A 12,987-nucleotide genomic window follows, 5' to 3' on the forward strand; every position below is an offset into this window, starting at 1 on the left:
CCCTATCGTAGGGGCGGGTTTAGGGATTTAATCTGGCTGGTTACCGATAATTGAATAACAAAACCCGCCCTTTTTAAACGGTGCGTTACGCTCCGCTAACGCACCCTACGCGCAACTACAAACGATGTGAGGTGATGATTATGTCATTTAGTAAGTACAAAAGTATTGCGGATGTTATCCAAGAGTTTCAGATTACTTATACTGAAGCGAATTTTATTGTTGAATCTCCTTTTGATATTCCGGACTATTTCCGGGAAGATCTCCAGATGGTGATGCGGGAAGGGGTGGTGAATAATTCAGAGTTTGCTATTTGTGAGAATCTTATTTATCCGGTGCTAAAACAGGTCTGGAAATGTTATTCGAGTAAGTTTATTTTATGGAGTCATGAATCGCTTAATTGCGATGATAATCTTTCTGGATTTCCGGAGTATATTTTAGCGAAACGCTCTCCCTTGGGAAAGGTGGTTTTTGACCAACCCTATTTCTTACTGGTTGAGGCAAAGCAAGATAAATTTAAAGAAGGGTGGGGTCAGTGTTTAGCTGAGATGGTGGCGGCTCAACGTCTGAATCAATATCCTCAGATTACTGTCTTTGGGATTGTTTCTAATGGGCAACTTTGGCAGTTTGGCAAACTAGAAGGTAATGTATTTACCAAACATACGACTCCATACATTATTGAAAATCTTGATCAACTCTTTGCTGCTGTTCACTCTATTTTTCAACACTGTGAAGCCCAACTCGATACCTTAGTCGCGGCTTAAAGGATAGGTAGTTTAAGATCAATTTAGATTATGCATAAACGATTGGTTAATCAATGTACGATTGATTTTAGTTTAATTCCCTGTGGTCCGATTCTGATTAAGTCAGGGCGGGAAGGTGCTGATCCCACGAAGCCGGATATGGAATTTGTGGAAACCTATCATCGGGGAGGGCGTTCGGTTTATTTACCTGGAAGTTCTCTAAAAGGGGCAATTCGCGCCCATGCGGAACGAATTGTTAGAACGGTGGGACGGGATAATCGGAATTCTGATAATCCGAATAGCCTCTGGGCAAATGATCCGTTAAATGATAACTATGATTATCTGAAAGATCAGTCAGGTTATGAACTCTATAAGTTATCCTCGTTTACCGATCAGATGTTTGGTAATACGTCAATTGCCAGTCGGGTGAGAATTGAGGATGCTTATCCAGTTGAATCTCAACCTGTGAAACTGGAAGAACGGAATGGTGTGGCGATTGACCGCGTATTTGGTTCGGTGGCGGTGGGACCGTTTAATTATCAAGTTTGTACGGCTGGGGAGTTTCGTACTAAACTCCATCTGAAAAACTTCTCGTTAGCCCAATTAGGATTAATTGGTTTGGTGTTGCGCGATTTAGATGAGGGATGGTTTGGTTTGGGGTTTGCTAAGTCTCGCGGTTTGGGAATTGTGGAAGTAAAATTAAACGAGGCGGTTGTTCAATATCCGGGTTGTGTTGTTGAAAATCAACGGATTCGTAGTCTGGGAGGTGGCGGTGAATGGCAAGATAATCAACTTTTGGGGGCTGGTGTGTTTTTGGCGGAAGCGGAACGAGAACGCTATGGTTTTCCGGCTAATGATATGCAAGATACTCCTGTCCGGGCGGAATCAATGGCGCTGGGGTTTGGAGTACAGTTAAACTGGCAAGGAAAGGTACAAGTTGAGGATTTATTTATGCGGGCGGTTCGGGCTTGGCGTCAGAGAGTGGAAGCCGACTTTTCACCGTATGTGGCGTAACGTGAGTGTGAATTGTGTAGGGGCGGGTTTCACTACTATCTTTTCGGTTGCAACCAGATGTAACTAAACCCGCCCCGACTCAGGTTTCTAGACTTCCCGTGAAGAGTCACAGTAGAAGGAGTTGCAGCATGAATCCTTTTGTCGGTGTTTGTCAAGATTTGCTCACTGAAACTCAGTTAAGAGAATTATTGCAACAGCAAGCAATTTCGCCGAGTTATTATTTTCTGCGCTGGAGTCATCAAGTGAGTGGAATTGTGGAAAATATTCCTGGTGATTTTCCCTCTCCAGAAGGACAGATGTTTAATTGCGATCGCGAATTGCGCTGGAAACACCAAAATGATGGTTATAGCGTCCTTGTGTTGTCGAATACGGGTGAGGTTCCGGGGTTTAAATCGATTATTGATGATCCGGAATATGCCAGTGAATCTGAGGATAAATCCTATTGGAAAACCGAACAACGTCCAGCTTATGGGTATCCTAAAACTGAAACCCGATTTCCGCGATCGCGAATTTACCCCGAAAGTCTGGATGTGAGAAATACTTCCCCCAATCAGCCGAAACTAGCCCAACGTTATTTTATCGCTCAACCCACCGCAACGGTGCATTTTGTTGCCTTAACTGTGGAAATGCCAAACAGTGAGTCTTGTCAACCCGTTTTAACGGGTTTAAGCTTTTAGCCCGAACTTTAGTTCAGGGCTTTAGTTCAGGGCTTTAATTCAGGGCTAATTAAGTCAGTACTTATTCAGCAAGCCGATGAGTTATAATAAACCCCGTCCCCGTCCTCAACAATCCCAAAGTATTGCCCAGAAACCCTATCATCTCATCCCTTTACCCAAAGACAAGCCACAATTACAACATCCCAAAGGACAAGATCAATATTATCGCGATCGCGTTCATGGAAGGTTACATCTAAAATTAACGGTTCAAACCGGATTACACGTTTCTACAGGAGTTATCGCCCTGGGAACGGATGTGGGACAAAAGTCGATTCCCTTGATTAAAACTATGATTCAGGGAAGCGAAGGACAGTTAATTATTCCCGGTAGTTCTCTTAAAGGTGTGGTACGTTCCACCTATGAAGCGATTACCCGTAGCTGTTTGTGTAAAACCAAGGCAAAACCGAATCAAATCCCCCCAGGCTATCAGGAATGTCGCGACAAAACCCAACTTTGTCCCGCTTGTCGGGTATTTGGGGCGCTGAATTGGCAAGGGTTAATTCAGTTTAGTGATGCTGAGTGTGAATCCACTGAATTTCGTCCCGGATTTATGCCGTCTCTCTATCGTCCTCGTCCTCATGAATACCCAGGTTATTTTAACCAGGGAAAGGTCGCTGGGCGCAAGTTTTATTATCACACGATTCGGGCTATCGATAAAGGAGAACAGCAGGGAATATCGGTACAACAAGCGGTGAAAAGTTTTGGGTTTACCACATCATTACCCTATCGAAATTTAACCCAAGCAGAACTGGGAACCCTACTGATTGTACTGGGACAAGATACACAACAGGCGATCGCACTTAAAGTTGGCGGGGGTAAACCGATTGGGATGGGGACAATGACGGTTGAGGTAACGAGTGTAGAACCTGTGGAGAATATACGCGATCGCTATTTATCTTACCTAACTCAATCCCAACCCCTCACCGGAAAACCTTTGCAACAGTTCATCCAACAGGCGATTCAGGCGGCGCATCGAGAATTGGTGCAATCCCAGCCATTGCAGGAGTTAGTCAAGGTATTGGGATATCCTACGGATAGAGAACCGCCGGAAGGAATGTATTAGAACCATTGTAAAGACGTTGCATGCAACGTCTCTAACAACTGGGAAGAACCAAGGATAAAATCTCTATGGTAGTAACTGAAGACTTAACCGAACTCCAGTGGCAAATTGCCCACGCGATCGCGCAAACTTTGGTTCAAGCCGATACAGACGCCAATGAACTAGGAAAAGCGATCGCCTATCTTCGCAATTACGCCAACCAAGACGGAACTAAATTGTTTGATTATCTCAAAACCTTGGTCAGGAATGGCAGACAAATTGGACATAGTAAGCGAACGTCTGACTATTACCAAGCGATTGACAATACTTGTAACCAATACCTAAAAGCCTATCAAGATAATCCCCCGGTGATGTTACATATTTTAGGCTGGTCTTATCGGCTAATGCGCTATTACCAAAACGCTGAACCCGTTGGCGAAATTAGCGCCCCTGTTGTCGAGTCAGCGCGTCAAGCGGAAATTGCTGAGGTGGTTAGCACTCATGATTTTCAGGTGGGTCAAGTCTTGGACGCCACGGTTACAGGGGTTAAGGGAAATAAGGTAACATACACGATTCTGGAAACGATTAAATTAACGGAAAAAGAGCCAAAAAAGGCGAAATCGTTTTCTGAAGGGCAAAATGTCAAGGTTGAGGTTATGGCTCTCAAGCAGGATGGAAGTCTCAAAAAGGTTAAATGCGTTGGTTGAAATAACTTTGTTGGTGGTCATTAAGATGAGTCTGAGATTAGGATAGAAGGTAAGCTCAGGGTTAAAACCGTGAGTTTGTAAAAATTGATACATATTCGGGAGGAAAGATGTCTGAATAAGCACTCAAAATCGACTCAACTGTTGCAAGCAACTTCTAGCTGGCGTATTTAACAATAGGTAACGAACAATGCAAAAAGACTCGAAGTCATTGGTGGCTGACCCTGTAGCAGGTTTAGCCGAATTAGATTTATCTGCACACCCGTCACCGGATGGTCATGACTTTACGCTCCAAGATGACGTACCGGACAATAATCTACAGCCGTTGGTTTTGACGGATAAGTTCCAAGAAAACCTTACACACTCGAAGCCGACGCAAAACCGCGCAAATTTCCAACCTAAATTTTGTTCTTGGAAGTATTTGCAGAAACTTCAGATACTGGTGGCAATTGCCTCAGCGCTAATCGTTGGCGCTAATAACCTTGTCCAACTTGGGCAGAACTTGGATATTAGTAACCGCTTTGACTTGTTTGTCAACGATCGCGATGTGGAGCAAGTTAAGCCGGAGTCTGACAAAAACGACTAGACATATCTGGATGATATCAGGGTAAGCATCCTACCTCACTGGGGAGAGTCGCTGACATGTTACCACTCTCCCCGAATTCATACGGCTGTTTTGAGTTGATACCAACTTGACTTTTAGAACCAGTACGGTTATCTTTGATTTGGCTAGAGGAGTTAAGTTTCCGCAAGCGGTAATCGCTTGATAAACTTACCCCGCAAGGGGATGGAAACACGCCTCTAGAAGTTGACTCAACTGTTGAGTCGTCTTTCACCTCTTCCCCGCAAGGGGAACTTTATGGATTAAAATCGTAGGGGCGCACCGACGTGCGCCCAGAAAACGTGAGTAACCGCAATGGGGAGCAAAATAAACCTCGTCAAGACACTGCGATCGCTCTATAGTGAAATCAGCCCAAAATTTCGTGAACCGAAGCGGGGGCGAATTTCCGGGGAGGTTTACGAAAATCTTCGCTAGAATCCTCATGCAGACGAGGTTTCAGAGGGTGGAGTTTCCACCAACTAAATCCCCGCAAGGGGACTGAAGCCTTACTAACCTCGATTGGTTCCAGATTGGCGACACGCTGGGTTTCCACCGACTAAATCCCCTCAAGGGGACTGAAACTACCAAATCCTACCTAACATAGCATGTTGGCAGCTTGAACGCCAGGAAATGAATTTCCGGAACCTAAAGCTCAAGTAAGCTAAAGCTTACTAGCTAAGTCTTTGAACCCGTTTTAACGGGTTTAAGCTTTTAGCCCGTAGACGCGAAGCGGCTTCTCTTCGAGTACTTTAGTTCAGGGCTACTTTGGGATTGATATAGGGGCTACCCACTCCTCGATTTTAGGAAAGGGCGGGTTTTGCGACAAAAGTTATCGGTTACACCGCGATCAAAACCCCTAAACCCGCCCCTACAACCCTGGATCTGGGTGAAATAATTACCCCCTCCATTTTAGAAAAGGGCGGGTTTTGCGACAAAAGTTATTGGTTACACCGCGATGAAAGCCCCTAAACCCGCCCCTACAGCCGGGATTTGGGTGAAATCATTACCCTTCCATCTCGTCTACCAACTTGGGAACCCCAGCGGTTAACACCTCATTCCCCGACTCGGTAACCAAAACATCATCCTCAATTCTGACGCCAATCCCGCGCCAACGTTCAGGAATCTCAGGTTGACCTTCTACCGGTTTAATATCTAAGCCAATATATAATCCCGGTTCTACCGTCACCACTTGACCCGGTTCAAAGGTTTGCCAGGATTCTTCCCCATTCTTATATACCCCAGAATCATGCACATCTAACCCTAACCAATGTCCAGTTCGATGCATATAGAAGGGTTTATATTTCTCCTCCTTAATAATTTCCTCGATATCTCCCGCCAGTAATCCCAAATCCATTAATCCTTCCACCAACACGCGCACGGCGGTATCGTGAAATAGATTATAAGGCTTTCCTGGTTGTACTTGTGCGATCGCGTCTTGCTGCGCCTTCAATACCAAATCATAGATGATCCGTTGGTCTTCGCTAAATTTGCCCCCAATCGGAAACGTGCGGGTAATATCGGCATTGTAATACTGATACGCACACCCCGCATCAATTAACAACAAATCCCCAGTTTCCATCTGGCGCGTATTTTCCACGTAATGCAAAATACAACTATTCACCCCCGACGCCACAATCGACGGATAGGCTGGACCCAACGCCCCTCGTTGGCGGAAAATATGCTCGATTTCCGCCTGAATTTGGTACTCATAACATCCTGGTTGGGCAAATTTTCGAGCATAATTATGAGCATCTACAGAAATCGCCACGGCTTGACGCATCATCTCTAACTCAGTTGGACTTTTCACCAAGCGCATCTTCTGGAGAAGCGGATTTGTGGACTCAATCGCCATCGGACCCGTTCCCCGCTTGGGATACGTCCTCATTAAGGTTTGCCAATGGGTGAGAACGGTTTGATTAAACTCGCGATCGCGCCCTAACTGATAATAAATCCGATCTGCCTTCTCTAAATACTGGGGTAACTTCTCATCCAGTTCCGTAATCGGATACGCCTCATCCGCACCGTAGCGTTCCTTCGCCCCATCAACCCCCGTCCGATACCCTGTCCAAACTTCCTTCTCTGGATCTTTAGGTTGGACAAACAGAACAAAGCGGTGTTCAGCATGGTGCGGCGCTAACACCGCCACGGCTTCAGCTTCATTAAACCCCGTCAGATAAAAGAAATCACTATCCTGACGAAAATTATATTCCACATCATTATGCATCACCGCAACCGGGGCGCTGCGGAAGATAGCCGTCCCCTTACCAATCTGACTCATCAACTGTTCGCGGCGTTGGCGATACTCGACTTGTGAAATCATCATTATGTTTCGCTCGCTTTTGGGTAGACAATTAACCCCAGAACTGATATGTATGGTTAGGGTTTTATTATTCTTACTTTAGTCAATTCCGGCAATGCACGAGAGAACCACTGGAATTTGACGACCACTTTGGGGGCATTCTACTAGACGTTATTGTTCATCGTTCAGGGTTAATTGGTTATCGCCATGAACTCTGCTGCTTGGATTTTATCCCGGCGTATCTCCTCTCTCGCCAACTTAAAAGTCGGTGCAAGGAGAACTCAATCTATCGTAATACATTGTATTACCAAAACGCAATCATTTTCGAGGCAATTATGGCACAGTTTCCCCTGCAAGACACCCATCAGATCACCCAGCCCCTCGTCCAAGATATTTACGATGAAATTAGCGCCGAATTGGGATTTGGTATGGTACCCAATTTATTCAAATCCATGGCGATTCGTTCCGAGTTTTTATCCACCACCTGGAAACAGTTTCGATCCACTATTTTAAAAATTGATATGTATCAGGTTAAACGACTCAAAGCCGATTTTGCCACTGATCCCCTCGGTCTGGTTCCCAATGAAACATTTAATAAGATTTATTTGAAAATGTCTAGTCTGGCGGTTCAATAATCATCGTAGGGACTCGCGCATTCTTGCCCAAACGTTATACCAAATCTGGGGAACGCTACCTTCGTTATAACCTAGTCCGCGCAGGCGGACTTTGTTTGTGTAGCAGCGATTTCAATCGCCGTTGCAAAAGGGGATAATAAAGGCGGATTTGGTATTAGTCTCAAAATTTGATCGGGGCGGGTTTAGTCACATCTGGGTTAGGTCAAAAACGATAGGAGTAAAACCCGCCCCTACACATTCAAAATTCAGACGTAGCATGCTACGTCTCTACATCAATTAATGTCGGTGATTATTACTATAATGAAATCTCGCCCCCGCCCACTGGAGTTTTTCCCGTAAAGTTTTGTAGTAGGAATTATTTTCGCGGAGAACAATAAACTTAGCATAGCAATCTGCCTTACGCACATCCACCCGTTGTCCGGGCCAAATCGGGGTTGCCATTACCCCATCCATCCACAGCTTGGTGTTGAGTTCATAATCGCCGAGGGGCCAAATGCTGACGACGGAACCCGCAGGTAAGACTAAGGGGCGACTGGATAGACTTAAGGGACAAATCGGTGTCACCCCGATCGCTTCCATGCCATCATGGAGAATTGGACCATTGGCAGATAAGGTATAGCAGGTGGAACCCGTGGGTGTGGAGACAATCAATCCATCCCCTTGATATTGATCGACGACTTCTCCGTCAATTTCCATTTCCAGAATCGAGGTAATCATCCGATCGGCTGAGGCGGGTTTGATGCACATTTCATTTAGCGCCAAATAGCGATCGCTGATTGGTTCGAGATTGGTACCTGTGGCAAAGCTATCCTGGCGGGAATCCCCTTCAAATAAAAAAGCTTCGATCATCATGCGTCGCTGCACAGCATAGCGATCTTCGATAATTCGATCCCATATCTGTTCGGTATCCTTGAACGCTTCAAAGGGTTCTGTCAGAAATCCCAGATGTCCACCAATATTGATCGCCAAAATCGGGATACCTGCGGGGGCTAGGTGTCGTGCGGCGGCTAAGGCGGCGCCATCCCCTCCCAGCACTACCGCCAGATCAATGTTGTGCATTACAGATGCCAAAAACACAGGATAGGGATTATCCTTAGCACTACTTGGTCCAATCAGGACATGACAACCGCGTTGTTCCAATTGCCGAGCGCATTTTTCCGCCCAAGCTTGACCTTGGGAGTCTCTGGCTTTGTGGGCGATAATCACTTGTTTTAGCTGCACGGTGACCTCGTTACTGACGTTTGAGAGATGTCCTCGATGGGAAAGCGATCGCACGGGTGGTTAAGCTGTTCGGCATTTAAACCTTAATATCAGGAATGGCGAAAGCCTTGTAGTGCGTTTAGCGAAGCCATGCCGCAGGCTTTGCATCTTGCTCGCTACTAATACCCAATTTAAATGCATGACAGCTTATCCGTCTCAATTATCGATCCTTGTCGTCTGCTGATCAGAACCGGGGAATCGAAATAACTTTAATTAGCGTAGCGCAGCCAAAGGAGTACAGCGCGGTGGAAATAAAGCTAATCTACTGTTTTTTAGACGTCTTGCCCTGACTCCCAAATGTCAAACATGTAACCTTAGATACTGAATATTTTCCAGGATAACGTTATGTGTACGTCCTCATCAGGCGTCTTTAATTCATTTTAAGATGGACATCAATCAACATAAAATTGCGGATGGAATTTTAAGAACAGAATGGGCATAAAACCATTTTTAATTTCACTAAAATAGTCTAGTTCATATAATTTTTATGGAAAATAAAATTTTTAGTCAGGGTCAACGAATTTCCCCCTTGACCAACAACTTCAAACCCAAAGCGGCGATACAATCGCAAGGCGGGATTATCAGGGGATACACTTAGAGAAACGGCAGAGTAGCACGGTTGCGCTGTTTCAACTAACTGGGTAAGGAGTTGAGAGCCAATACCATGACCGCGATAGTCCGGCAAAACAGCGATGGCTAGTTCTGGTGTTTCATCGTTGACATATCCAAATCCTTTATTGCTACTCTTAAATAGTCGTAACCACGCCGCACCCACAGGCATTTGACTGTCCTTAAGCATAGCGATAAAACCGATATCATGCGGTTGTCCCCAATCTTTAATATACTTAGCCAATTCCGGCTGATAAATCACCTCTCGTGGTAAAGGTGTAGCGTCGGGTGGAACATAGAGTGCCAGATATAGCATGTCCCACAAAAAAGGTTCATCAGTTACCTCTACTGGGCGGATAACATATCTCATCGCCATAGTTGTTTTTTACCACCAATTATCTTATTGCCAAAGGCGTCTGGGACGTGTCTAGAACGTTTCCGGTGTCGTCTAACATTCATTAGCCAGAGGACTCTCCAAACCGTTCTAACAATTGCTCACCCGAAAGGGTAGTCAACAGGGAAGTTAACTCCTGAGGAGGTAACTGTAACATCGGCGCGATCGCACTCGATAATTCCTGATCCAGTTCACCAAATCGCACTCGGAGGAAGTTTTCTACTATTTCTCGCCTTCCTTCGGATCAGGTATCTTCTTGCCAAGGCACATCTCCAAACCAAACCAACAGTTCCTCACGAGAAAGGTTAAACAACAGACGAGTCAACTCTGGAGGGGGTAACTGTAACATTGGCGCGATCGCACCCGACAATTGTTCATCAAGTGAACCAAATCGCACTCTGAGAAAGTTTTCCGCCATCTGCCGTTGTCCTTCAAGCCGACCTGCTTGTATACCTTCTTGTATACCTTCAAGCCGACCTTGTTGTAAGGTTTCTTCCTGCCATTTCAAATAAGCGGGTGATAAGTTCATAAGCAACTCCCTATCCTGTTCACTTAAATTTTCGCTTTCGTTGACAGTGATACGCCAGTTCGCCAGAATCTCCAGAATAGTCTGTCGAAAGGGGTTTTGTTGTGGCAGTGCAACCAACTCATCGATCGCCCGCCTCTGAGTTCCCCTTTTTCCCAGAACCCTTAACCAAAGTGTATCTTCAGTAACTGGGAGTTGGTTAATCGCGATCAATGCACTCTTCTGGAACTCCTGCAGAAAATACACGCCTTCCCCCCAGTTTCCCGACTCATTTAGTCTCGCACCAAATCCGTCCAACAACCTTGTCGAACAAGAGGGCGAGAGAATCCATAAATGGGGCCAATCCGCTTCTCGAAAAGAAGTTCCTTCTCGTCTGGCTTTACGCCGCATTTCGCTACGGACTGAATTCAACTTACTCTGACAGTCGAGTACCTCTGATGGACTCGGTGCATTGCGGAAAGGTTCCAACAGACAAGCCGTTGCTGCCATGCGACCCAGTAAACCTAAGTTTTCCGGTACTGTCGATGGCGATGGCGTTGGCACAAACCAAACATCGACTTGGCGGATTAATGATCATGCAAGTTGAAGACAAAAAGCTCTATACACCTGAAGAATACCTGGAGTTTGAAATAAACTCAGAAAATTGAACACTATTTCAAAACTGAGCGAAAACGCTGGACATTTTATGAGTATGATGATGCTGATGAAATCGTTTCTCTCAACTCTTTCTCATTCCAAATAACCCTGGCAGATATTTATGACAAAGTTGAATTTGACTCAGCCTCAGAAAGCAACGGTTAAAGCATCGCTTGATGTAACTACAGTTAACGGTGATGTAGAGACGTAGCATGCTACGTCTCTACACAGTAATAGGGTGTCTGACAAATCACTCATAATAAATAAAGGATGAAACCCTAGACATCAGATTTATGACCACTAATCCCGATAACCAACCAAAGACTACCGAACAAACGCCGCCGACTCCCTTGCGCTGCTTGGTTTCAGCCTTGATATCGAGTTCTCTGGCGATCGCGGGATACTGGCTGACAACCGCTATTGCACAATCCTTAGCGAATAAACCTCTACCCTCTGGGAACGTGACGGCGATTAATATTGCGATCGCGGTTCGTACTTTAGTTGTGGGAATCAGTACTCTCGCCACGGCTGTCTTTAGTCTCGTGGCTGTTGGCTTGGTGGCTTTAGCCATCCAATTGACGGTGCAACGCTTCACCCAACGGGCAAAATGATTGCTTAGTGATCAACTCCTGTCTAGAGGTTGACAAATTCAAAAAAATATGTATTGTAGAGACGTTGCATGCAACGTCTCTACAGATGTGATGATGATACCACTAACTTTCCGGTAACAGCCCCTTTTGTGCCAACCACTCCCGATTATAAAGCCGCGATTGATAACGCGAACCGCTATCACAAAGCACCGTCACAATTGTATGTCCGGGTCCCATTTCTTTGGCTAAAGCTACGGCTGCACCAACATTAATTCCCACAGAACCACCCATGAATAAACCATCTTTTTCCAGCAGTTGGTAAATTACCCGCACGGCTTCTTTATCATCAATCTGAATCGCATCATCAATGGGAACCCCTTGCATATTGGCAGTAATTCGGCTGTTGCCAATCCCTTCAGTAATAGAATTTCCTTCTGTGTTAATTTCCCCCGTCTTCACATAACTGTACAACCCACTTCCCATGGGGTCAGCCACAATCGATTTAATTTGGGGATTCTTTTCTTTTAGGAACATAGACACCCCAGCAAATGTTCCCCCTGTCCCTGTCGCCGCCACCCAAGCATCCACTTTACCATCGGTTTGTTGCCAAATTTCGGGTCCCGTGGTTTCGTAATGTGCCTGTCGATTGGCTAAATTATCAAACTGATTTGCCCAAATTGCATTCTCCATCTCTTCGGCAGTTCGTCCCGATAGCTTAACGTAATTATTTGGGTCTTTATACGGCACAGCCGGAACCGGACGCACTTCGGCACCTAGCGTCCTTAATGCATCCATTTTCTCTTGGGATTGAGTTTCGGGAATGATAATTAGGCACTTGTATCCCTTAGCGTTGCAAATATGCGCTAAACCAATACCCGTATTACCCGCCGTTCCCTCAACAACTGTACCACCGGGCTTGAGTAACCCTTTGTCTTCAGCATCTTGAATAATATAGAGGGCGGCGCGGTCTTTGACAGAACCGCCAGGATTAAGAAACTCAGCTTTTCCCAGGATTTCACAGCCTGTTTCTTCGCTGAAGCTATTTAATCGAATTAGAGGGGTATTCCCTACTGTGCCGACAAAGCCGTCTTTAATATCCATTTGCTTTACCAGTTTGCTGCTTTATTGTCCTTTTTCTATACCTCCCCTGTTCCCTGAGAAGGGCGGGTTTAGTCAAGTTAGGAGTTTGTGCCAAAACCTTATCGGTAAAACCCGCCCCTACAG

Annotated in this window: 14 protein-coding genes; 8 read left to right on the forward strand and 6 right to left on the reverse strand. The window is 45.5% G+C overall.

The window, feature by feature from the left end; genetic code table 11:
- Nucleotides 1–140: 140 nt before the first annotated feature.
- From ACLFWI_RS02425 to ACLFWI_RS02450, 6 genes are all read left to right on the forward strand, one after another.
- Nucleotides 141–761 carry a hypothetical protein gene (locus ACLFWI_RS02425; protein WP_446411582.1) on the forward strand — a complete coding sequence of 207 codons (621 nt, stop codon included), beginning with the start codon at nt 141–143 and terminating at the stop codon, nt 759–761.
- A 30-nt stretch (nt 762–791) separates the two neighbouring features.
- Nucleotides 792–1,754 (forward strand): RAMP superfamily CRISPR-associated protein, encoded by a 963-nt coding sequence (locus ACLFWI_RS02430; RefSeq protein ID WP_446411583.1) that lies wholly within the window; start codon nt 792–794, stop codon nt 1,752–1,754.
- A 128-nt stretch (nt 1,755–1,882) separates the two neighbouring features.
- Nucleotides 1,883–2,431 carry a hypothetical protein gene (locus tag ACLFWI_RS02435; RefSeq protein ID WP_446411584.1) on the forward strand — a complete coding sequence of 183 codons (549 nt, stop codon included), beginning with the start codon at nt 1,883–1,885 and terminating at the stop codon, nt 2,429–2,431.
- A gap of 76 nt (nt 2,432–2,507) precedes the next feature.
- Complete coding sequence (locus tag ACLFWI_RS02440) at nt 2,508–3,533, forward strand: RAMP superfamily CRISPR-associated protein (protein WP_446411585.1); 1,026 nt, start codon at nt 2,508–2,510, stop codon at nt 3,531–3,533.
- Between the two features lie 65 nt (nt 3,534–3,598).
- Nucleotides 3,599–4,216: a hypothetical protein gene (locus tag ACLFWI_RS02445; protein WP_446411586.1), complete on the forward strand. Its 618-nt coding sequence runs from the start codon at nt 3,599–3,601 to the stop codon at nt 4,214–4,216.
- Between the two features lie 187 nt (nt 4,217–4,403).
- Nucleotides 4,404–4,799, forward strand: a complete 396-nt coding sequence (locus ACLFWI_RS02450; protein WP_446411587.1) for a hypothetical protein — start codon at nt 4,404–4,406, stop codon at nt 4,797–4,799.
- A gap of 1,018 nt (nt 4,800–5,817) precedes the next feature.
- Here the strand turns inward: ACLFWI_RS02450 and ACLFWI_RS02455 are convergent.
- Entirely contained in the window at nt 5,818–7,134 is a 1,317-nt protein-coding gene (locus ACLFWI_RS02455) for an aminopeptidase P N-terminal domain-containing protein (RefSeq protein ID WP_446411614.1), read from the reverse strand.
- Between the two features lie 314 nt (nt 7,135–7,448).
- Between ACLFWI_RS02455 and ACLFWI_RS02460 the strand changes: the two genes are divergently transcribed.
- Nucleotides 7,449–7,748, forward strand: coding sequence for a hypothetical protein (locus ACLFWI_RS02460; protein WP_446411588.1), 300 nt, complete (start codon nt 7,449–7,451; stop codon nt 7,746–7,748).
- A gap of 276 nt (nt 7,749–8,024) precedes the next feature.
- Here ACLFWI_RS02460 and ACLFWI_RS02465 read toward each other — a convergent pair whose 3' ends face one another.
- The 4 genes from ACLFWI_RS02465 to ACLFWI_RS02480 form a co-directional block, all read right to left on the reverse strand.
- A complete protein-coding gene (locus tag ACLFWI_RS02465; protein ID WP_446411589.1) occupies nt 8,025–8,969 on the reverse strand; it encodes an NAD(+) kinase in 945 nt (314 codons plus the stop codon).
- 508 nt (nt 8,970–9,477) lie between these two features.
- Nucleotides 9,478–9,993, reverse strand: coding sequence for an N-acetyltransferase family protein (locus tag ACLFWI_RS02470; RefSeq protein WP_446411590.1), 516 nt, complete (start codon nt 9,991–9,993; stop codon nt 9,478–9,480).
- 82 nt (nt 9,994–10,075) lie between these two features.
- Nucleotides 10,076–10,216, reverse strand: a complete 141-nt coding sequence (locus ACLFWI_RS02475; protein ID WP_446411591.1) for a hypothetical protein — start codon at nt 10,214–10,216, stop codon at nt 10,076–10,078.
- Nucleotides 10,217–10,255: 39 nt separating this feature from the next.
- Complete coding sequence (locus ACLFWI_RS02480) at nt 10,256–11,080, reverse strand: hypothetical protein (protein ID WP_446411592.1); 825 nt, start codon at nt 11,078–11,080, stop codon at nt 10,256–10,258.
- Between the two features lie 386 nt (nt 11,081–11,466).
- On the opposite strand from ACLFWI_RS02480, the gene ACLFWI_RS02485 reads away from it, so the two are divergent.
- Nucleotides 11,467–11,784 (forward strand): DUF3082 domain-containing protein, encoded by a 318-nt coding sequence (locus ACLFWI_RS02485; RefSeq protein ID WP_446411593.1) that lies wholly within the window; start codon nt 11,467–11,469, stop codon nt 11,782–11,784.
- 102 nt (nt 11,785–11,886) lie between these two features.
- On the opposite strand, the gene ACLFWI_RS02490 is transcribed toward ACLFWI_RS02485, so the two are convergent.
- Nucleotides 11,887–12,864: a cysteine synthase A gene (locus ACLFWI_RS02490; RefSeq protein ID WP_446411594.1), complete on the reverse strand. Its 978-nt coding sequence runs from the start codon at nt 12,862–12,864 to the stop codon at nt 11,887–11,889.
- Between the last annotated feature and the right edge of the window lie 123 nt (nt 12,865–12,987).

The organism is Coleofasciculus sp. (assembly GCF_046539235.1).
Lineage (GTDB): Bacteria > Cyanobacteriota > Cyanobacteriia > Cyanobacteriales > Coleofasciculaceae > Coleofasciculus.